Source organism: Rhodococcus parequi (assembly GCF_046042785.1).
Lineage (GTDB): Bacteria > Actinomycetota > Actinomycetes > Mycobacteriales > Mycobacteriaceae > Prescottella > Prescottella parequi.
On sequence record NZ_JBDLNV010000008.1, the window covers coordinates 236414 to 256679 of the forward strand.

At 69.2% G+C, this 20266-nt stretch carries 23 protein-coding genes and 1 pseudogene; 8 read left to right on the plus strand and 16 right to left on the minus strand.

Features of this window, described 5'->3' with window-relative positions; translation table 11 throughout:
• Positions 1–50: 50 nt before the first annotated feature.
• Positions 51–467: a DUF3151 domain-containing protein gene (locus ABEU20_RS22035; RefSeq protein WP_420166501.1), complete on the minus strand. Its 417-nt coding sequence runs from the start codon at positions 465–467 to the stop codon at positions 51–53.
• A gap of 80 nt (positions 468–547) precedes the next feature.
• On the opposite strand from ABEU20_RS22035, the gene ABEU20_RS22040 reads away from it, so the two are divergent.
• A complete protein-coding gene (locus tag ABEU20_RS22040; RefSeq protein ID WP_420166502.1) occupies positions 548–1075 on the plus strand; it encodes an Rv0361 family membrane protein in 528 nt (175 codons plus the stop codon).
• Positions 1076–1162: 87 nt separating this feature from the next.
• Here ABEU20_RS22040 and fbaA read toward each other — a convergent pair whose 3' ends face one another.
• A complete protein-coding gene (gene fbaA / locus ABEU20_RS22045; RefSeq protein WP_420166503.1) occupies positions 1163–2200 on the minus strand; it encodes a class II fructose-bisphosphate aldolase in 1038 nt (345 codons plus the stop codon).
• Positions 2201–2382: 182 nt separating this feature from the next.
• Here fbaA and ABEU20_RS22050 point away from each other — a divergent pair, with 182 nt between their 5' ends.
• Both ABEU20_RS22050 and ABEU20_RS22055 read left to right on the plus strand, forming a co-directional pair.
• Positions 2383–3126 carry a VTT domain-containing protein gene (locus ABEU20_RS22050; RefSeq protein ID WP_420166579.1) on the plus strand — a complete coding sequence of 248 codons (744 nt, stop codon included), beginning with the start codon at positions 2383–2385 and terminating at the stop codon, positions 3124–3126.
• 2 nt (positions 3127–3128) lie between these two features.
• Complete coding sequence (locus ABEU20_RS22055; protein WP_420166504.1) at positions 3129–3791, plus strand: DedA family protein; 663 nt, start codon at positions 3129–3131, stop codon at positions 3789–3791.
• A 7-nt stretch (positions 3792–3798) separates the two neighbouring features.
• On the opposite strand, the pseudogene ABEU20_RS22060 reads toward ABEU20_RS22055, so the two are convergent.
• The 6 genes and pseudogenes from ABEU20_RS22060 to ABEU20_RS22085 form a co-directional block, all read right to left on the minus strand.
• Positions 3799–4921, minus strand: a pseudogene (locus ABEU20_RS22060) (glycoside hydrolase family 76 protein).
• A gap of 68 nt (positions 4922–4989) precedes the next feature.
• Positions 4990–5670, minus strand: coding sequence for a TrmH family RNA methyltransferase (locus tag ABEU20_RS22065; RefSeq protein WP_420166580.1), 681 nt, complete (start codon positions 5668–5670; stop codon positions 4990–4992).
• A 17-nt stretch (positions 5671–5687) separates the two neighbouring features.
• Entirely contained in the window at positions 5688–6299 is a 612-nt protein-coding gene (locus tag ABEU20_RS22070; protein WP_420166505.1) for a DUF6636 domain-containing protein, read from the minus strand.
• Positions 6300–6372: 73 nt separating this feature from the next.
• Complete coding sequence (locus ABEU20_RS22075) at positions 6373–7164, minus strand: SDR family oxidoreductase (protein ID WP_420166506.1); 792 nt, start codon at positions 7162–7164, stop codon at positions 6373–6375.
• Positions 7165–7203: 39 nt separating this feature from the next.
• Positions 7204–8358, minus strand: a complete 1155-nt coding sequence (locus ABEU20_RS22080) for a hypothetical protein (protein WP_420166507.1) — start codon at positions 8356–8358, stop codon at positions 7204–7206.
• Positions 8358–9287 carry a metal-dependent hydrolase gene (locus ABEU20_RS22085; RefSeq protein WP_420166508.1) on the minus strand — a complete coding sequence of 310 codons (930 nt, stop codon included), beginning with the start codon at positions 9285–9287 and terminating at the stop codon, positions 8358–8360. The genes ABEU20_RS22080 and ABEU20_RS22085 overlap by 1 nt, the downstream gene beginning before the upstream one ends.
• A 157-nt stretch (positions 9288–9444) precedes the next feature.
• On the opposite strand from ABEU20_RS22085, the gene ABEU20_RS22090 reads away from it, so the two are divergent.
• Complete coding sequence (locus ABEU20_RS22090) at positions 9445–10074, plus strand: TetR/AcrR family transcriptional regulator (RefSeq protein WP_420166509.1); 630 nt, start codon at positions 9445–9447, stop codon at positions 10072–10074.
• 27 nt (positions 10075–10101) lie between these two features.
• Positions 10102–10548, plus strand: coding sequence for a hypothetical protein (locus tag ABEU20_RS22095; protein ID WP_420166510.1), 447 nt, complete (start codon positions 10102–10104; stop codon positions 10546–10548).
• Here ABEU20_RS22095 and ABEU20_RS22100 read toward each other — a convergent pair.
• Entirely contained in the window at positions 10539–11282 is a 744-nt protein-coding gene (locus ABEU20_RS22100; protein WP_420166511.1) for a lysoplasmalogenase family protein, read from the minus strand. The genes ABEU20_RS22095 and ABEU20_RS22100 overlap by 10 nt on opposite strands.
• Positions 11283–11482: 200 nt before the next feature.
• Here ABEU20_RS22100 and ABEU20_RS22105 point away from each other — a divergent pair, with 200 nt between their 5' ends.
• Positions 11483–11929 carry a MarR family winged helix-turn-helix transcriptional regulator gene (locus ABEU20_RS22105; RefSeq protein ID WP_420166512.1) on the plus strand — a complete coding sequence of 149 codons (447 nt, stop codon included), beginning with the start codon at positions 11483–11485 and terminating at the stop codon, positions 11927–11929.
• A 29-nt stretch (positions 11930–11958) separates the two neighbouring features.
• Complete coding sequence (locus ABEU20_RS22110) at positions 11959–13203, plus strand: MFS transporter (RefSeq protein ID WP_420166513.1); 1245 nt, start codon at positions 11959–11961, stop codon at positions 13201–13203.
• A 96-nt stretch (positions 13204–13299) separates the two neighbouring features.
• On the opposite strand, the gene ABEU20_RS22115 is transcribed toward ABEU20_RS22110, so the two are convergent.
• The 4 genes from ABEU20_RS22115 to galT all read right to left on the minus strand — a co-directional run bounded on the left by ABEU20_RS22115 (position 13300) and on the right by galT (position 17577).
• Positions 13300–13854: a nuclear transport factor 2 family protein gene (locus ABEU20_RS22115; RefSeq protein WP_420166514.1), complete on the minus strand. Its 555-nt coding sequence runs from the start codon at positions 13852–13854 to the stop codon at positions 13300–13302.
• A gap of 115 nt (positions 13855–13969) precedes the next feature.
• Complete coding sequence (locus ABEU20_RS22120) at positions 13970–15088, minus strand: helix-turn-helix domain-containing protein (RefSeq protein WP_420166581.1); 1119 nt, start codon at positions 15086–15088, stop codon at positions 13970–13972.
• Positions 15089–15289: 201 nt separating this feature from the next.
• A complete protein-coding gene (gene galK / locus ABEU20_RS22125; protein ID WP_420166515.1) occupies positions 15290–16465 on the minus strand; it encodes a galactokinase in 1176 nt (391 codons plus the stop codon).
• Complete coding sequence (gene galT, locus ABEU20_RS22130; protein WP_420166516.1) at positions 16462–17577, minus strand: galactose-1-phosphate uridylyltransferase; 1116 nt, start codon at positions 17575–17577, stop codon at positions 16462–16464. Before galT ends, galK begins: the two co-directional genes overlap by 4 nt.
• Before the next feature lie 154 nt (positions 17578–17731).
• On the opposite strand from galT, the gene ABEU20_RS22135 reads away from it, so the two are divergent.
• A complete protein-coding gene (locus ABEU20_RS22135) occupies positions 17732–18241 on the plus strand; it encodes a hypothetical protein (protein WP_420166517.1) in 510 nt (169 codons plus the stop codon).
• Positions 18242–18320: 79 nt separating this feature from the next.
• Here the strand turns inward: ABEU20_RS22135 and pyrE are convergent, their stop codons facing one another.
• From pyrE to ABEU20_RS22150, 3 genes are all read right to left on the minus strand, one after another.
• Positions 18321–18854, minus strand: a complete 534-nt coding sequence (pyrE, locus tag ABEU20_RS22140; protein WP_005517738.1) for an orotate phosphoribosyltransferase — start codon at positions 18852–18854, stop codon at positions 18321–18323.
• Positions 18855–18939: 85 nt separating this feature from the next.
• The gene (locus ABEU20_RS22145) at positions 18940–19485 is read right to left on the minus strand and encodes a LemA family protein (RefSeq protein ID WP_420166518.1); all 546 of its coding nucleotides are present in this window, start codon (positions 19483–19485) and stop codon (positions 18940–18942) included.
• 70 nt (positions 19486–19555) lie between these two features.
• On the minus strand, positions 19556–20227 hold the full coding sequence (locus tag ABEU20_RS22150) for a type III secretion system chaperone family protein (RefSeq protein ID WP_420166582.1): 672 nt from the start codon (positions 20225–20227) through the stop codon (positions 19556–19558).
• Between the last annotated feature and the right edge of the window lie 39 nt (positions 20228–20266).

Sequence of the window (20266 nt, forward strand, 5' to 3'; positions counted from 1 at the left end):
CGTTCGCCGCCGCGCGCGCTCGGCCCGCCGCCGGGTCCGGAACGAACCGGCTAGCCGAGACCAAGTGCTTCGGCTGCCCGCGGATCGCTGTCCTCGAGCAGGTCCAGGCAGCGTGCGTACTCGTCGTTCTCACCGATGGCCTTCGCGGCCTTCGCGAGCACCGCGACGCAACGCAGGAAACCGCGGTTCGGCTCGTGGCTGTAGGGCACCGCCCCGAAGCCCTTCCACCCGTTGCGGCGCAACTGGTCGAGGCCGCGGTGGTAACCGGTACGCGCGTACGCGTACGCCGTGATGGTCTGTCCCTGCTCGAGCGCCGCCTCCGCGAGGTACGCCCACGCGATCGACGCGGTGGGATGCTCGGCGGCGACCTTCGCCGGGTCCTCGTGGTTGAGCAGCGCCGACTCCGCGTCCTCGTCGCCGGGAAGCAGGGTGGGCTGTGGTCCGAGAAGATCACCGAATGACGTCATGGCGTCCATTGTGCCGCCCCGCCCGAATGGCCGATAGGCTGCCCACCAGTTGATCTCGCTCCCGGACCGAGAGGCGTCACGTGCCCGACCAGAAAGACAATCCGACTCGCCCGGCCGCAGGACCGCAGCGCATCGAAGCCGCGGCGCCGAGCACCGAGCGCCGTCCGCGCCGCGGCGCCAACCGCGGCTGGGTCGTCGCGTCGACGCTGGCCGTGGTCGGCGTCCTGGCCGCGCTCGGAGTGACCGGATTCGTCATCGCGCGCACCGGCGCACAGGACCCCGACGAGTCCCGCGTCCGCGACGCCGTCGACACCTTCGCCCAGGCCCTCGACTCCGGCAACCTGAGCGCGCTGCAGTCGTCGACGTGCGGGACGTTGGCCGACTTCTACCGCGACATCCCGCCCGCCGAGTTCGCCGGCGTGCACCGCGATGTCGTCGCGCACGGCGGCGTCCCGGTCGTCACGAGCGTCGACACCGTGCAGATCACCGGGGACGCCGCGATCGCACAGGTCACCGCGCACACCGAGGCCAACCCGTCCGACGCGTCGCCGCGCACGCTCGATCTCGAGCGCGTCGGCGGCACGTGGAAGGTGTGCGACCGCGAGTAACCCCCCTCGAAACGCGTTTTGCGCACTTATCGCGGGTTTCCCGTCCCGGGAACCGCGATAAGTGCGCAAACCCCGAAAAGGTGGTGACTAGCCGGCGGAGACGGAACGCCCCGCGGACTTGAGGTCGTTGCAGGCCTCGACGACGCGGGCGGTCATGCCGGCCTCGGCCTTCTTGAGGTAGCTACGCGGGTCGTAGACCTTCTTGTTGCCGACCTCGCCGTCGATCTTGAGGACGCCGTCGTAGTTCGAGAACATGTGGCCGGCGATCGGGCGCGAGAACGCGTACTGGGTGTCGGTGTCGACGTTCATCTTCACGACGCCGTAGCGCAGCGAGTCCTCGATCTCCGACTTCAGCGAGCCCGATCCGCCGTGGAAGACGAAGTCGAACGGCTGCGAGCCCGCGGACAGACCCAGCTTGGCGATGGCGGCCTCCTGGCCCTCCTTGAGCACCTCGGGCTTGAGGACGACGTTGCCCGGCTTGTAGACGCCGTGCACGTTGCCGAACGTCGCGGCCAGCAGGTACTTGCCGTTCTCGCCGACACCGAGCGCGTCGACGGTCTTCTCGAAGTCCTCGCGCGACGTGTACAGCTTGTCGTTGATCTCGGCCTCGACGCCGTCCTCTTCGCCGCCGACGACGCCGATCTCGACCTCGAGGATGATGTTCGCGGCCTTCGACAGCTTCAGCAGCTCCTGCGCGATCTCGAGGTTCTCGTCGATCGGCACGGCCGAGCCGTCCCACATGTGCGACTGGAACAGCGGGTTGCGACCGGCGTTGACGCGCTCCTGCGAGATCGCGAGCAGCGGACGCACGAAGGTGTCCAGCTTGTCCTTGGGGCAGTGGTCGGTGTGCAGCGCGATCGTCACGTCGTACTTGGCGGCGATGACGTGCGCGAACTCGGCGAGCGCGACCGCACCCGTCACCATGTCCTTGACGCCCAGGCCCGAGCCGAACTCCGCGCCACCGGTCGAGAACTGGATGATGCCGTCACTGCCGGCGTCCGCGAAACCCTTGATCGCGGCGTTGATCGTCTCCGACGACGTGCAGTTGATGGCGGGGAAGGCGAAGGAGTGCTCCTTGGCCCGACCGAGCATCTCGGCGTAGACCTCGGGAGTTGCGATAGGCACGGCGGCTGTCCTCCATGTGACGGTTCGGGGGCGCGGCCGACTGTGACGGCGCGCCGGTTGTCTATGCAGTATGGCAACCCGGACGCGCCACCGCCTCCCCTGGTGTCCGGACCGTGTCGACCCGGTGTCGGCTCACCCGGCTCGGTGGACTCAGCCGTCTCTCAGCGGCCGCCGGTAGTCTGGTGCGCGTGAATGTGCTGGCAGCCTCGGAGTCCGTGACCACGAATCTGGCATTGCTGCCGGGATTCCTCGATCCAGTGAACCTGCTGAACTCGTTCGGTACCTGGATGCTGATCGGACTGCTGCTGGTCGTCTTCATCGAGTCCGGGCTGCTGTTCCCCCTCCTCCCGGGCGACTCCCTGCTGTTCACGGCGGGCCTGATCGCGGCGTCGAAGTCCGCGGAGGTGGAGCCGTTCGCTCCGCTGTGGGTGTTGATGGTGACCATTCCGATCGCCGCGGTCCTCGGCGACCAGGTGGGCTATCTCATCGGCGCGAAGGGCGGATCGGCCCTCTTCAAGTCCGACGACTCGAAGATCTTCAAGAAGAGTTACATCGTCGAGGCGCACACCTTCTTCGAGAAGCACGGCCCGGCCACCATCTTCCTGGCCCGCTTCGTGCCGATCGTGCGCACGTACGCGCCGCTCGTCGCGGGTGCGTCGAAGATGAAGTACTCGGTCTTCTTCACCTACAACATCATCGGCGGCATCGTGTGGGGCGCCGGTGTGACGCTGCTCGGCTACTTCCTGGGGCAGATCCAGTTCATCGCCGACAACATCGACTACATCTTCATCGGCATCGTGCTGGTGTCGGTGATCCCGATCATCCTCGAGGTCGGCAAGCGCTACCTCGCGTCCCGTAAGGCCCCGAAGAGCGTCGACGTGGAAGCCGCCGAGCCCGTCCGGACCCCGAACGATCCGACCGCTTGATCATGACCGTCGCGGCCGGAACCTTCGGCCCGCTCGAATCGGCCGGTCCCGCGCTGGTCTGGATCATCGTTCTCACGTTCGTCTTCCTCGAATGCGCACTGATCGTCGGGCTGTTCCTGCCCGGTGACTCGATGCTGGTGACCGCGGGCATCGTGCTCGCGACGCACGAGGCCGGCGCGCAGCACACGTGGGCGCTGTCGGCGGGCGCCATGGGCGCCGCGGTCGCGGGCAACCAGGTGGGCTACGCGATCGGCAAGCGCAGCGGTCACCACATCGTGGCCCGGCGCAACGGCAAGTACGTCAACGCGGCGAACCTGCACAAGGTGAACGTCCTCCTCGACCGGCACGGCTTCTGGGCGGTGCTCGTCGCCCGCTGGATCCCGTGGGTGCGGACGCTGTGCCCGATGGTCGCAGGCGCCGCGAACATGGACCACCGCCGCTACACGATCGCCAGCACCATCGGGGCGATCGTGTGGGCGCCGGTGCTCCTGATGATCGGGTACTACTGCGGTTCCCTGCTCGAACGGGTGCCGTGGCTGATGCCCGTGGTTCTCGGCGTCCTGGTGGCGTTGCTCGCGGTCGGCACCGCGCTGGGCGTGTGGGGCTATCGCCGGGAGATGGCGAAGCCCGCCGAGGACGTCGTCGTCGACGACGTCCACCACTGACGACCCGTCACCGGCGCTTGGGGTAGCCGGCCGCCGAGACCAGGTACGCGGACTCCATCAACAGCCAGCCGCCCAGTTGCACCGACAGGTCCCGCTCGGCGATGTCCGACGGGTGCACCGACCCGTCGGCGAACGTCGCGATCCCCGCACCGAGTCCGGGCAGTTGCGCCGGGATGCTCCAGTCCTTTCCGAACAACGGCAGCTCCTCGACCTGGAGCCGGTTCTCCCATGCCGCTTCGGCCGAGGCGAGCACCAGTTGCGCGGCGATCTGCCGGGCGCGCACGTCCTCGGGGGTGTCGCCGGGCAGCATGAGCGCGACGAGGGCCAGGTACCGGGCCAGCAGCCCGTTGAACAGGCCGCCGTCGCCGCCGCCCCCGTCGCGGATCACCCCGCCCCGGGTCAGCCGCTCGTCGATCGCGTCGACCAGGCGGTGCACTCGGAGCCGGTGCCGGGGCGCGCCCATCCGCACCGCCAGTTCCGTCTCGAGGCTGAGCACCGTGCCCTGGCAGTACGAGTAGATGTTGCGTTCGATCGTGCCGTCGGCGCGGACGCCGTCGAAGATCAGTCCCGTCTCCGGGTCACGGAGCGTGTCGTCGATCCAGTCCGCGATCGCCTGCGCCCGCCACAGCCGGCCGAGCCGGGCGAGCACCAGCCCGGCCGGACCGTTCGCCGGGGTGTTGAAGAAGTCGGAGTGCTTGCGCCACGGGATTCCGCCGCCGGAATCCGGGGACCACGCATCGAACAGTTGCGACTCGAGCGTCGACAGCGCCTTGCGGTTGTCGATCAACTGCATCCGTTGCGCACGTTCGAGTGCGAGCGCGAGCCACGCCATGTCGTCGTAGTAGCTGTTGGTCCAGCCCGAGATGTTGCGGAACCGGTGCCCCCCGGATGAGCCTGGACAACCGGCGCCGACGACGCGCGGTGGGGTTGCGTTCGGCGGCGTCGACGGTGCAGTTGATGAGGTTCGCCTGCCACCAGTAGTGCCAGTTGAGAAACATCCGCTCCCGCCGCACCGCGGGCCACGCCACCACCGCGAGCGCGGTCCCCGGCATCCCCCACACGCGGCGAATGTGCCGGGTCATGACCGCCTCCTCGGCGGCGTCCGCCCGGGCAGACCATTCGCGCTGCATGCCTACCGATCTTGCCTGGGCGTCGGTACTTTTGCTACAAGACGCGCTGGTGTGCCGACGGAGTGGTGCTACCAGGCCTGCCGGAGGTCGGCGTGCTGCCGGATCCAGGCGTGCATCGCGATCCCCGCCGCGACACCGGCGTTGATGCTGCGGGTAGACCCGAACTGGGCGATCGACACCGTCATCGACGCGACCGCGTGGCCCTGATCGGTGACCCCCGGGCCCTCCTGCCCGAACAGCAGCAGGCAGTTCCGCGGCAACTCGACCGTCTCGATCGGCACCGATCCGGGCGTGTTGTCGACCGCGACGACCGTCAGCCCGTTCTCCCGCGCGAAGGCGGCCAACTCGTCGAGGTCCGTGTGGTGCACGAGATGCTGGTAGCGGTCGGTGACCATGGCGCCGCGCCGATTCCAGCGTCGTCGCCCGACGATGTGCACCGCCGCCGCCGCGAAGGCGTTCGCCGTCCGGACAACGGTCCCGATGTTCGAGTCGTGCGCGAAATTCTCGATCGCCACGTGCAGCGGGTGCCGCCGGGAGTCGATATCGGCGACGATCGCCTCGCGCGTCCAGTAGCGGTACGCGTCGACGACGTTGCGGCGATCTCCGTCCGCGAGCAGCTGCGGGTCGTAGCGCTCGTCGGTGGGTGGCGGGGTGTCGTGCTCGTCGGCCCACGGTCCGACACCGTGCGGGTGCTCGCCCCACTCGGTGGGCCCGGCCGCCTCGTCGTCGTCGGCGGCAGGGGCGTGCATCTTGGGTTCTTCGGTGGTCAAAACGTCTCGTTCGAATCGGGGGCGACGGTGAACCCGTGCCCGGTCTCGTCGTTGGTGCACGTCACCGACGACACCGTCGTCTCGCAGGTGTACCCCAACTCGGCGAGCGGGGTCCCCGGCGCGAGCACCGGCTCGGTGCCGGCGCCGGACGTGTACACCTGCCCGCCCGAGCACATGAACGCGCCGCGTCCGGTGTTCTCGACGCGGATCCCGTTCCCCCAGCTGACCATGCAGTCGTCGGGACGCGGCGGCACCGGTGTGGTGACGCCCTCGCAGCCCGCCTCGGTGCGGCCCGGCAGCCGCAGGATGCCGCACGTGAAGGAGCCGTCGGGCGACGAGAAGAAGTACGACTCGTTGCGCTGGAACTGCACGTCGGTGAGTGTCGTGGTGGCGGCCGCGGTCGTCGTGGGCACGGTCGTGACGGGCGTCGGGTCGGCCGTCGTGGTGGTGGGCGTCGGCACGGATGTCGTGGTCGTAGCGGGCGGCGCGATCGTGGTGGTCGCCTCGGTCGCCGCGGGGGTGTCCGGCGAACCTCCGCACGCGGTCAGTGCGAGCACGGCGGTCAACGCCGCACCCACCCCCAGACACGGCAGCGTTACCCGACGCACAACCCACTCCTGACCGATTTCCCGACGCGATCCGTCGTCACCGAACTCTAGTCGTCCGCACCGTCACTCGATTTCAGGCGCGGCTGAGCACCTTGTTCGACAGCCGCGCCAGCCACGCCGGCGAGAGCGCCGACGCCGCGGCGAGGAGCCGGGCTTGGGCGCCGACCGGATAGTGCACCTTCGGGAACCGTCGACGCTGCTGCGTGGCGTCGACGATCGCGTCCGCGACGTGTTCCGGGGTGAGCCGGACGCCGAGCGAACGTGTGCTGCCGATGGACATTCCGCGGATCATCCCGGTCCGCACGAACAGCGGCCACACGTCGAACACTCGGATGTCGTGGCCGCGCCACTCGAGTTCGAGAGCCTCGGTGAGCCCGCGCACCGCGAACTTGGTGGCGCTGTAGGTCGCGAGTTCGGGCTGACCGTAGATCGCGGACGCGGACGCCAGGTTCACCACCTGCGCGCCCGGCGTCTCCTTCAGATAGGGGAACGCCGTGTACAGACCGTTCATCGTGCCGAGGACGTTGATGTCCACCATCCGGCGCTGCGCGTCGAGCGGGAGATCCTCGAAATGCCCCGACGCCAGGACCCCGGCATTGTTGATCAGGACATCGAGTCGACCGTTCCCCGAAGTGAACTCGGCCAGCCGGGTGCGCCACTCCTCGGCGTCGGTGACGTCGAGGACGCCGGTCCGGACCCGACCTCCCTGCGCGAGGATCTCCTCACGCAGGGAGCCGAGTCCGTCCTCGTCGATGTCGTACGCGCCCACGAAGAACCCTCGGCGCGCGAACTGCAGGGCGGTTGCGCGGCCGATCCCGGCCGCGGCACCGGTGACGAACACGGTCGGTCGAGGTGTCTCTGCCATGCCGTCAGGCTAGGCGTTGCGCGACGAAACCGCGTGCACTCAGGCGGAGTTCGTCACCGGACGTTCGCCCGGCGTCGCGTCCCGGGCGGTCGTGGGACGCGGGATGGTGAACGTCGCCGCCACACACGCGATCGCGACCGCGAAGCACGCGATCGTGTACCAGAGGTTGCCGATGGGGTCACCGTCCGTGGTGACGCCGTCGACCGCACCGAAGAAGTCCGGCAGGGCGCTCAGCCACAGCACGCCCATCACCGCGAGGTACACGACGGCGTAGATGCGAACGAAGTCGTTGGAGTAGGCGGGGGCGTCGGACGTCCCTGCCCGCAGCCGGGACCACTGTTTGACCAGCAATGGAATCGCGACCACCGTGACGGCGACGAGTTCCGCCGCGTAGAGCACGCCGCGCACCGTGTCGCTGCCCATGCCGAAGACCGTCGCCGGGAGCGGGAGGACGAACACGCCGACCGACGCCACGAGCCCCACCACGACGGTGCGCCAGACCAGTTCGAATCCGGAGAAGTGGCGTCCCCCGTCCACCTGACGGCCGACGAAGAACTGCACGCACAGCGCCAGCGACATGGGCCACAGCGCCGCGAACACCACGACGCTCGGCAGCGGCACCGAGTCGAAGAACGGCAGGTTGACCTTGTTGTCGAGCGTCCACTCCCACCACCGCAGCTGCGGTCCGAGCTGGTCGAAGATCTCGTAGAACGCGTGGTGCACGAAGCCGACGCACACCGCGCCGAGGAACACCCCGTAACGCCGGAACACACCGAGCATGCGGACCAGCTCGAACGCCAGCGTCGCCATCAGCGGATAGATCGCGATGATGTACAGCGGCAGTCTGCCCCACAGGAATTCGACCGTGAACACGTTGTGCGCGAACATCGTGCCGAGGTACTCCTCGGTGCCGAACGTGCCCGGGAAGTAGATCGGCGGCTCGATCACGAACAGGAACGCGGTGGCGCCGAACCACAGCACCAGGTTGGTGGGATCACCGTGCCGCCGCAGCCGCACGATCGCATAGACGAGCGCGAGGACCGAGCCGAGCACGATCATGATTTCGAGGACCGGCAGCGTCCAGTTCTCGAGTGCTGTCGGGTTCCGCAGCTCGAAGAATCCGCCGGCCTCCTCGCATGTGAAGCCGAGCCGGGTGGCGAGGTCTTCGAAGGTGGGTGTGCACAGGTCCGACATCAGTTCACCCCCGACGACACCGGCGCGGCCGAGTACCAACGGGTGCAGTCGTAGCCGTCGTCGTAGCGGTCGAACCACTTGTCCGCGAGCACCGGCAGCTTCTCGTGGGTCGGGTTGTGCCCGGGCATCTGGCTACGGACGGCGCCGCGCAGCGCGACGAGCTGTTCGCCGATGGGCAGTCCGTCGAACGCGCGCGGCATCGGCCCCTTGGTCAGGTACGGCGCGAACGTGGTGAGCACCCGCTGCTTGGCGCGGTGCCGGGCGAACATCGACAGCGAGTCGACCTTGCGCTCGGACAGCGGAACGTGCTGGTTGAAGCCGGCGCACGCGATCCGGATCGACTTCATCACGTGCGCGAACACGGACGGCGCCATCCGCATCCGGTACAGCTCGTTGCCGACGATCGCGTTGTAGATGATCAGCGCGGAGCTGCGGTGCTCGACCTCCTCGACGAAGTGCCACAGGAACAGCGACGCGACCCGGTCGTCGCCGGGCGCGAACAGGGTCGACTCGTTGTCGAGCATCAGCTTGAAGACCGGGGTGAAGGTGGCCTCGAGGTCGGCGGTGTACGCGAGCCGATAGTCGATCGAGGTGCGCTCGGTCAGCAGGTCGAACTCGCCGATCACCGCGTCGAGCGTGTTCTGCAGGCCCGGGTAGCTGCGGATCAGCCCGTTCACGTGCTGGCGGTGCGCGGTCGAGTGATGCCCCTCCTGCCGCATGAACGCCACCGCCTCCTCGGCGACCTCCGGGTCGGTGATGAGCGGCTTGGCCTGCAGGATCAGCTTCACGATCATCTTCTCGAAGCCGATGGCCAGGAACGACACCGCGTTCGACATGCTCGACCAGGCCGGATTGTCGGGGTTCCACAGGAAGGGGACGTCCCCGTCGTCGAACCCGAAATCCATCTTCCGGGGCTTGAGATCCGTCATGCGCACTACCTCGTTCGTCGTCGGTGCGGGCCCGTCCGGGCAGGCCGGGGCCACGATCGCGGCAATCATACGATCGACTCGCCGTTTGTATGATTGCTTTCGAAGAAATCGTCGCCACCTGCACGAGCGTCGGCCGCGCGACTGGTACGGTCCGGCCGTGGCACGCAGACGCGGATGGGGCGGCAAGCCGCCGGTCGACGACGACGAGGCCGCGCGGCGGATCGTCGCCGCCGCAGTCGAGACGATCTCCCGCACCGGGTCGGCCGTCAGCATCGCGGACGTCGCCGAATCCCTCGGCGTGATCCGGCAGACCGTGTACCGGTACTTCCCCAGTGCCGACGCGCTCATGCGGGCGTCCGCGATCGCGTCGGTGGGCGACTTCCTCGATCGCCTGACCGACCACGTGCAGGGGCGCCGCGATCCCGCCGACGCCCTGGTCGAGGCGGTCGTCTACACACTCGACGACGTCCGCCGAACCCCACACCTGGGCATCATGCTCTCGGGTGCGCACTCCCACACGGACGGCATCACCTCGGAGGAGGCGCAGGCCTTCGGCCTCACCATGATCAGACGCTTCGACGTCGACTGGGAGCGGCACGGCTACGACGACGCCGCCCTGAGCGAGCTCGTCGAGCACCTGCTGCGGACGATGCAGTCGTTCTTCGTCTCCCCCGGCAACCCGCAGCGCTCCGACGCCGAACTACGCCGCTACCTGCGACGATGGCTCGCGCCGGCGATCGTCGCGCAGCCCGGTTACCGCCCGGCCGGGTCGGCGTCGGACGACTAGGCTGGGTGGCGTCACGAAGAGAAGGCCATGAATCACCCACGCATCGTTCGCACCGTCTGCTTCATCACCGTCAGCTACGTCATCGTCCTGTCGATCTGGCTCGGATGGCTGATCGAGCACACCCCCGAGGGCACGATCCCGTACCAGATCGGCGGCCTGCTCGCGGCGTACGGATCCGCGCTCGGGCTGGGGATGATGTGGGCCGACCGCCCCTCCCGCTCCGAACGCAAGCTCGCCCGGCACGGGATCGAGGGGTGGGCGACCATCCGCCGCGCGCAACCGCTGCGCCGGACGGTCGACAACGGCCAGCTCACCCAACTCGATCTGGCGCTGACGGTGCCCGGCTCCGAGTCGTACACCGGCACCGTGGTCTACGAGGTGGCCCGGGAGTTCCGCGAGCACTTCGTCCCGGGTGAGACGATCTCGATCCGCGTCGACCCGCGCAACCGCGATCGAATCCTCATCTACCCCTGACCGATTCGCTTCTTCGCGCGACGTCCGAGGTCGAGCATCCCCTCCACGAGCAGCAGCTGCGCGGCCGCATACGACGCGAGGATCGCACCCTCGGCCACGGCCCGGGACTTCTCGCCGCGCAGGAACAGCTTGCGCACCACGATCGTCCCGTCGGAGGCGGTGAACAGCAGACCACCGAGCCCGAGCCAGCTGCGGCGGTCGCGACGGTTCGGCACCGGCAGCCCCGCCACGTCCGCGGCGCCGGGGGCGAGCGCGGGATCGGCGGCGAGCGTCGCGGTGGTCCCGAGCAGCGCACCGTACCCGGTGAGCGTCTTCGCGACCGCGGGAGCTTTCGCATGCAACAGGGTTGACGCGCCCGCCCAGGCCCCGAGACGGGGTAGTACTGCCGCACGCCGCGGCCCGGCGCCCCGACGGACCAGCAGCGACGAGTACGCCGTCTGCATGACGCCGAAGGAGGTGGCGCCGCGGCGCAGGCGGGCGTCGACGTCGGGGTCGATCATGAACACGTCACCGACGGTGGCGGCGGCCAGGCCCGCCACCAGCAGCGCGGCGTCGGCGGTGTCCAGGTCGTCGCGGCGGCGCAAAACGCGGGTCGCGAGTGCGGGCGCGATGAGCGGCTTCGCGACCTGCTGGACCCGCTCCCGTCCGGTGACCGCGCCGTAGATCGTCGCCGCCGTCGCACCGGCGAACACCGCGTGTTCGAGTCCCCACTTCTTGCTGCTCGCGAATGCCATGTCCACTCCCTCGTGTCCGATCCGGCACGACGGTCTTCGCTGGGTTCGCCGTGTCCGATTTCGCACGACCGTACCGCCGCGCCCCTCCCCTCCCCGCGTTTTGCGCACTTGTCGCGGTTCCTTGGGACGGGAAACCGCGACAAGTGCGCAAAACGCGAGGGGTAGACATAGATAGTTAGCTTATGTAATTATTATCTTCCATGAGTTCGACCGATCCCCAGTTTCGAGACCTGCTCGTCGAACTGGTGAGCAACGCCCACCGGTTCACCCGACTCGCCTCCGCGCTCTCCACCGACGACCGATCCCGGCCGTGGATGCGGGCGCTGTCGCTGCTCGAGGAGCAGGGCCCGCTCCGGATCAGCGCCTTCGCGCGGCTCGACCGCTGCTCCCAACCGTCGGCGACGGCACTGCTCAAGCGCCTCGGCGAGGAGGGACTGGTGTCGCGCGAGACGGATCCCGACGACTGCCGGGCCGTTCTCGTCGGCATCACCGACGACGGACGACGCTGGCTGGCCGAGGCCCGCCGCGACGTGGCCGATGCGCTGACGCCGCACTTCGCGCATCTCGAGCCGGAGCAGGTCGCCCGCATCTCGGACGGACTGGGCGAACTCCGGGCGATCATCCGGACCGCCGCAGCAGAGCGCTGATCACCACGACATCACCCGAGGAGGGATACGTGAGCACCACGACCGCACCGGCCGCGAGCAAGCCGAGCATCCTGCAACAACCGAAAGCGGTGTGGGCAGTCGCCTTCGCCAGCGTCATCGCCTTCATGGGCATCGGGCTCGTCGACCCCATTCTCAAGCCCATCGCCGAGCAGCTCGACGCGACGCCGTCGCAGGTGTCGCTGTTGTTCACCAGCTACATGCTGGTCACCGGCGTGGCCATGCTGTTCACCGGGATGATCTCGAGCCGCATCGGCGCCAAGAAGACCCTGCTGTGGGGTCTGGCGATCATCGTGGTGTTCGCGGCGGCCGCGGGCACGTCCGACACCATCAACCAGATCGTCGGCTTCCGCGCCGGCTGGGGCCTGGGCAACGCGCTGTTCATCGCGACCGCGCTGGCCGCGATCGTCGGCGCCGCGAGCGGTGGTGTCGCGCAGGCGATCATCCTCTACGAGGCGGCACTCGGCATCGGCATCGCCATCGGCCCGCTGGCCGGCGGAGTGCTCGGCAACATCAGCTGGCGTGCACCGTTCTTCGGCGTCGCGACGCTCATGGCCATCGCATTCATCCTCATCATGGTGATGCTGCCCAAGGCGCCCAAGCCGACGCATCGCACGTCGCTCGCCGCACCGTTCCTCGCGCTGCGCCACCGCGGTCTGCTCACCGTCGCGATCACGGCGCTGCTGTACAACTACGGCTTCTTCACGCTGCTCGCGTACACCCCGTTCCCGCTCGACATGGGCGCGTACTCGATCGGGTTCATCTTCTTCGGCTGGGGTGTGGCGCTGGCGATCGCGTCGGTGTTCCTGGCCCCGCGTCTGCAGCGACGTTTCGGCACGCTGCCGATGATGATCACGGCGCTCACCCTGTTCGCGCTCGACCTCGCGGCGATGGCACTGTTCACCGACTCCAAGCCCGCGCTCGTGGTGTGCGTCGTCCTCGCCGGACTCTTCCTGGGCGTCAACAACACCCTCATCACCGAGACCGTGATGATCTCGGCACCCGTCGAACGTTCGACGGCGTCGGCGGCCTACAGCTTCGTCCGCTTCGTCGGCGGCGCTGCGGCCCCGTACGTCGCCGGCAAGCTCGGCGAGCACAACGTCCACGTGCCGTTCTGGGTGGGCGCCGCGTGCACCGTCCTCGGCATCCTGGTTCTCGCCACGGGACGAAAGGTGCTGGCGCACGTCGACGATCACGATCCCGAGCCGCACAGCGTCGACGAGGCCGTCGCCGTCACCGTCAGCGACGCGGACTGAGTCTGTTCCCTCCCCCCTCCCCCTCGCGTTGTGCGCACTTGTCGCGGGATTCCCGGTGCCCCGGGCGCGACAAGTGCGCACAACGCGTCGCGGGGGTCAGGTGGCCGGGGTGTGCACCAGGTCGACGTACTCCTGCGGCAGCTCCTCGAACGACAGCTTGGTGACGCTCGACGGCCCGGAGTGGTACGAGTCCTCGCCCTGGATCAGCCCGTCCTCGTCCACCGGCCACAGGATGAGCTGACGGAACACCACCAGGTAGTCGGCCGCCTCGTCGTCGACCGGGATGCCGATCTGCGCGGCGTACGAGCCGGGATAGATCTGCTTGAGGAAGCCCTCGGTGACCAGGCAGTGGTCGTCGACGACGAGCCGGTCGAGCTCGTACTCGAGAATGTTGGTGCGGGTCGCGAGGAAGTCGATGTAGTACGTCTTCACGCCCTCGGTGCCCTTGGGCCCGACGTCCTGGCCGCCGTTCCAGAAGTGGTAGTCGGGAGCCGGATTCAGCGTGGCCATCAGTCGATCCAGGTCCGGGGCGGCCTCCGCCCTCATGTGCTCGATCACCGCACCGAGGACGACGCGGTGGCGGGCGTTGGTGGTCACGGCGAGACGCTGCTCGAGCAGTTCCCACGTGCGATTCGGGTCGATCACGGCCATGTGCGAATTCCTTTCCGATGAAACGAACTTCGCTTCGATGGTGTCCCATCGGACGGGCCCGGGGCACCCGACGGGTGTCGACCGATCCGGCCGTCGGATCCGACGAGCGTCGGGCTCAGTACCCCGAACCGAAGACTTCGGACGCCGCCAGTTCGGTCGACGACAACGCCATCCGTCGGATCATCAGCACCAGCGTCGCCATGAACCGGTCCATCGAGTCCTCCAGGTCCCAGCCCATCTCGATCTCGAGGTGTGCCAGGCGTGCGGCGACCGTGCTGTGATGGACGTGCAGTTCGGCCGCGGTGCGCCGCAGCGACCCGAACACGCAGAACGCCTCCAGCGTCGCCACCTCCTGGGCACCGGACGCCGACGCCGCGATCGCGTTGATCCGTGCGACGTCTCGATCGTTGAGCAGGCGTTCGAGGGGCAGTTCGACGAGCAGTTCGAGCGAACTCAACCGTCCGTACGCGACGGCCCGACGGCCGTAGCCGGTGGACGACGCGAAGCGCAGTGCCCGACGCGCCTGCTTCCACGACGTCGGCGCGGCGTACACGCTCATCCGTTCCCCGATTCCCACCCACGGACCGCGATCGGCGTCCGACGTCGGGTGCGCGCCGGCGATCGCGGCGTGGAGGTCGTCGGCCAGGTCCCGACTGTCGGCGCTGTCCTGCAGCAGGACGGCCGTGAGGTTGCCGACGTCGACCGAGCGGACCAGTCGGCCGGCACAGGATCTCGAGATCACCTCGACCGCAGTGGTGCTCGTGTTCGACGACACCGCCAGCACCCGGACGTCGCGCGCCGGATCCAGCCCGAGCAGCCCCACCGCACGCACCCGGTCCTCGCGGCGCTCCTTGTCCGACAGCACCACTTCGAGCAGTCCCGGATCGCCCATCCGCAGACCGTCACCCGGCCCCGAGCGGGCAGCCGCGACCCGCAGGGTGTGGCGGAGTCGGTCCAGCAGAACCGAGTCGAGGGGCCGTTCGGCGCCGCCGCGGTCCAGCCACACGACGGGGTCCTCGTGCACCCGCTCCGTCGGACACAGCTCGCCCCGCGGGTTCCCCAGCGCGTCGTAGCCGATTGCGAGGCCGGACGCCCAGCACGCACCGACCGGACACTCCGCGAGCAGGGCAGCGGCCCGGACGACGGTGTCCGCGTTGGCCGCCGATTCCCCGAGTTCGTCGAAGTAGGCGATGATCCGCAGCACTGACACCGAGTCGGAGCCCAGCTCCGACATCCGCACCCGTTCCTGGCTCACCGTCGCTCCGTTCCTCGACTCGAGCCGAGCATGACCGGCCGCGGCCGGGAAGGGACCCCCGTCTCCCGATCCGCGGGAACCCTCCTCGCGTTTTGCGCACTTATCGCGCCTCCCGAGGCGCCCGGGGCGCGACAAGTGCGCAAAACGCGGGGGAGGGCTGGGGAAGGGCCGGTCAGACGGTCAGAGGAGGCGGCGGGCGGGGGCCGACGCGGCGACGACGGCGAAGGCCGGCTCGGGCAGGCCCCGGTCCACGGCCAGGCGGTGGGCCGTGTCGATCGCGTCGTCGACCTTCTCGGCCGGGAGCAGCGCGATCGCGGACCCTCCGAATCCGCCGCCGGTCATCCGTGCGCCGAGCGCCCCGGCGACCATCGCGGCTTCGACGGCGGTGTCGAGCTCGGGGCACGACACCTCGAAGTCGCGGTGCAGCGACATGTGCGACGCGTAGAGCAGCCGGCCGAACTCGGCGAAGTCCCCGGATTCCGACGCCGCCACCGCGAGCCGGACGCGGGCGATCTCGCTGATCACGTGCCACGCCCGACGCCGCAGGACGTCGTCCTTCAGCGACCGGACGGCGTCCGCCCCGTCCCGGCCACGGTCGGCGAGTTCTCGCAGCGACGCCACCCCGAGCCGACGCGCCGCGCGCTCCACCGCCGCCCGGCGCTTCGCGTACCTGCCGTCCACCAGCCGGTGCGGAGCGCGGGTGTCGATCACCAACAGCGTCAGCCCCTCCGGAGCGAAGGGCACCTGCGACACCGCCCCCGACGCCGAATCCAAGAGCAGCGCATGGCCTTCCGACGATCGCAGCGACGCCGCCTGGTCCATGCCGCCGGTGGGCGCGAGCGCGATGTCGTTCTCGGCCCGCACGCACGCCGCCGCCAGGTCGGCCCGATCCGCATCGGGAGCCAGCGCGAGTGCGAGCGAACACTCGAGCGCCGCCGAACTCGACAGCCCCGCGCCGATCGGCACGGTGGACACGAACACGGCGTCCACTCCCCCGAAATCGTGCGCGAACAAACCGTTCTCACGCAACGCCCAGATCACTCCGGCCGGATACGCAGCCCATCCCGCCGGCCGTCCGGGACCGATGTCGGCGAGCCGCCCGTCCCACGGGGCGCCGTCCGACGACCGCAGCCGGATCAGCCCGTCGGTGCGACGCGACACCGCGACGGCGGTGCTGTGCGGCAACGCGATCGGCAGGCACAGCCCGCCCGCGTAGTCGACGTGCTCGCCGATCAGGTTGACCCGACCGGGTGCCGCCCACACTTCGTCCGCGTCGACGTCGAACTCGTGGCGGAACGAATCCGTTACCGCCGCAGTGAGTTCGGCGTCGGAACGGGCGTCGAACCAGACCGTCACGGCGCGACCTCCCGGAATCGTGCGGCGATCCGCTCGGGGGTGGTGTCACTGATCCACGCGCCCATCCCGGATTCGGAACCGGCGAGGAACTTCATCCGGTGTGGCGAACGCATCAGCGAGAACACCTGCAGGTGCAGCCGTCCCAGGTCACGGTCTGCGCCGATCGGAGCCTGGTGCCACCCTGCGATGTACGGCAGCCGATCGACGCCGTCGAAGAAGCGGTCCAGCCGACCGAGCACGTCGAGGTAGAGGTGCGAGAGCTCGTCGAGTTCGGCGTCGTCGAGCTCGGTGAGATCGGCGACGTCCCGGTGCGGCGCGACATGCAGTTCGACGGGCCACCGCGCCGCAGCGGGCACGTACGCGGTCCAGTGCTCGCCCTCGACCACCACGCGGGTACCGGCGCGCCGCTCGGCGTCGAGGACGTCGCGCAGAAGCGAACGCCCCGTGCGCTTTCGGTGCTGCTCGGCCTGACGCAGCAGCGCGGTGGTGCGCGGCGGCAGCGTCGGATACGCGTAGATCTGACCGTGCGGGTGCGACAGCGTCACCCCGATCTCCTCGCCGCGGTTCTCGAAGCAGTACACCTGCGCGACGGACGGCAGCGCCGACAGCTCGCGTGTCCGGTCCCGCAGCGCCTCGAGCACGGTCCGCACGCGGGAGACCGGCAACTGCGCGAACCCGCCGTCGTGCTCGCTGGTGAAGCACACCACCTCGCACCGGCCGTCGGCGGCGCGCTGCGGCCAAAGCTCCTCACTGTCAACGGCTTCCGCAACTTCCAGAGCGGCCGACCCCAGCGACGGGAAGCGGTTCTCGAACACCGCGACGTCGTAGTCGTCGGCGGGGATCTCGGTCGCGGGACGCCCGGGCCGGCTGGGGCACAGCGGGCACTCGTCGGTCGCCGGCAGGAACGTGCGGTTCATCCGGTGCGCGGCGAGGGTCACCCACTCCCCCGTCAGCACGTCGTAACGCATCGTCGACGCCGCCTCTACCGGTGCCAGGTCCCGGCCGTCGTGCAGCTCGCGCGTCGCCGCGCCGCTCGCGAACGGCTCGGTGTCGTCGAAGTAGAGCAGTTCGCGCCCGTCGGACAGGCGTGTCCGCGTCTTCCGGATCGGCATCGGAACACGATATGCGACAGCCACTGTTCCCTCGCCGACCATCCGGTTTGGTGTCGCCGCGGGTTGTGTGTGAGCATGCTCGAGGCTGTTGCACGTGACGGGGAGTCACGGGACGGCCGGGGGAACGAAACACATCGGAAAACGGGGGATTCACATGAAGCTTCGCAGCTTTGCCGTGCGCGCATTCGGCGCCGCGGCCATCGCGACCGCCACGATCACGGGCGTCGCCGCCACCGCGAGTGCCGCACCGGCGCCTGCGCCGCTCGTGCACACGACGTTCAACGGGCCCACGCTGCCGGTGGTCGGGCAGAACGACTTCTGCAACGGCCTCATCGACACCGTCGTCGAGACCGATCCGGCCCGCCCGGGGCTCGCCACCATCGCGTTCACGCCGCGCGTCCTGAACGGCATCGGCCCCGGCTGGGCCCAGAACCCGGTCTGCCGGATGAAGGTCACCGTCGGATGGAACTTCGGAGCGCTGACCGGACAGGTCAAGGAGATCGAGATTCTCGCGGTACCGGGCCAGACCGTCCGGACCGAGATCAACCCCGGTTCCGGCCTCGCCGCCGTGGTCATGCAGGTGACACCGATCGGCCCGTGGTTCAGCGAACTCCGCCCGCAGGCAGGGTACGGACGGATCGAAGCCTTCTTCCTCGTCCCCTGACCGGACGCCACTACAGCTGAAGGGACCCCTCACGCGCTGCGAGCGCACGAAGGGTCCCTTCAGCTGTAAGGAGAACTGGCTAGCTCAGACCCAGATCGTCGAGGCCGAGGAGCGAGCGGTACTCGAGGCCCTCGGCGGCGATGACGGCGTCGGCGCCGGTGGCGCGGTCGACGACGGTGGCGACACCGACGACGATGGCGCCGGCGTCACGCAGCGCCTTGACGGCGGTGAGCGGCGAGTTGCCGGTGGTGGTGGTGTCTTCGACGACGAGGACGCGCTTGCCGACGACGTCGGGGCCCTCGATCTGACGCTGCATGCCGTGCGCCTTGGCGGCCTTGCGGACGACGAACGCGTCGATGGGTCGACCCTCGGCGTGCATGACGGCCATCGCGACGGGGTCGGCGCCCATCGTCAGTCCACCGACGGAGGCGAAGTCCCAGTCGGCGACCAGTTCGCGCAGCAGCTTGCCGATCAGCGGTCCGGCCCGGTGATGCAGGGTCGCGCGGCGCAGGTCCACGTAGTAGTCGGCTTCCTTGCCGGAGGACAAGGTGACCTTTCCGTGCACCACCGCCAGCTCGCGCACCAGCGCGGCGAGCTCGTCGCGATCCGTCATCGGCCGCTCCCATCATCGTTCGAAGTCAGTGACATTTCGTCGTGTCGAGCCTAGCGAGGCGGCCAGGTCACAGCGCTGGCGCCCCTCAGGCCGCGCGCTCGGCGGCCGACGCCGCCTCGGCGCTCGCCGGCATCTCGAGAAATGTCGCCTCGAACAGCGGCGCCGCGACGATCCCGCCGACGCGCGCGAGAAGGCCGGCGGGGAAGCGCGCGAGCGAGTCGTTGTGCTGGCGCGCCAGGTCGTTGTAGACGGTGACTGCACCGGCGAGGCGTGTCTCGGTCTGATCGATCTCGTGCGCGGGACGGACGAACGCCCAGTCGCGGCGCAACGCCGGATAGCTGCGTGCGGTGCCGAGCAGCGATGCCAGTACCGCGGACAGCGCGTTCTCGGCACCGGCCTGCCGGCCGAGGTCCAGGTTCTCCTCGCGGACCCGCATCGCCAGAGAACGCGCCCCGGTGACCGTGCTGACCAGTTCGCGGCCGACGGTGTCCGCGACGGCGAGCACGAGCCCGGGCACGTATTCGTAGCGCCGGTCCATCTCGGCGTGGATCAGCGACAGCGCCGTTCGCAGGTTCGCATCGGCGCGGCGCAGTTGCCGGAACACCGACACCGCCCACGCCACAAGAATCACAACAACAACAAGAGCAACACCCGACACAACAACCACAGGTGCGGAATCTACTGGGGTGGGGTCCGAGCCGCTATTCGGGAACCGGTTCGGCGGCGATCGGCCGGCCGGGATCGTGCGCGACGGGCTGCATCGCCGGCGGCTCGACGGCCGGCGGCAGCACCCGCAGCATCCCCGACAACCGGGCGACGACCTCGATCGCAGCGTCCCAGTCGCGGCCCGTGCTGCCGATCGGCAGCGAGCCCAGGGTCCACTCGCCCTCGCTCCACAGCATCTGCAACTGCGGGGGAACCGACTCGGTGAACGTCACCATCCGCTGATCGCACACGCGGCGGGCGATCTCGAGGTCAGTCGCGAAGACGACGCGCGGGCCGATCGCGCCCAGCAGGTTCAGGTCGTTGTCCCGCGGTGGGGGCGTGGACTTCAGGCGCAGATCGATGTCGACGTCGGAGCCGACCTCCCGGTGCACCGCGACGATGGTCGCCGTGTCCTCGAGATCGAACAACACGAACTGCTCACCGCGCCGGACGCCGCGCACGACGTCGACGGCGCCCAGGTACTCCTGTTTGGCGAGCGCCGCGCGATGCCACTGCGACGGCAGATGCTCGTCCGCGGTGTTGTAGGTGTATCCCTGCGCCTTCGCCCAGATCTGTCGCACCCGACCGGTCTGGTCACGACGCGAACGATCGACATAGAGCAGCACGACAGCACCCGCGAGCGCTATCACTGCCAATCCGAACCACATAGCCGTCATCGAGGGTCAGCCTAGCCACTCCCGGCGTAG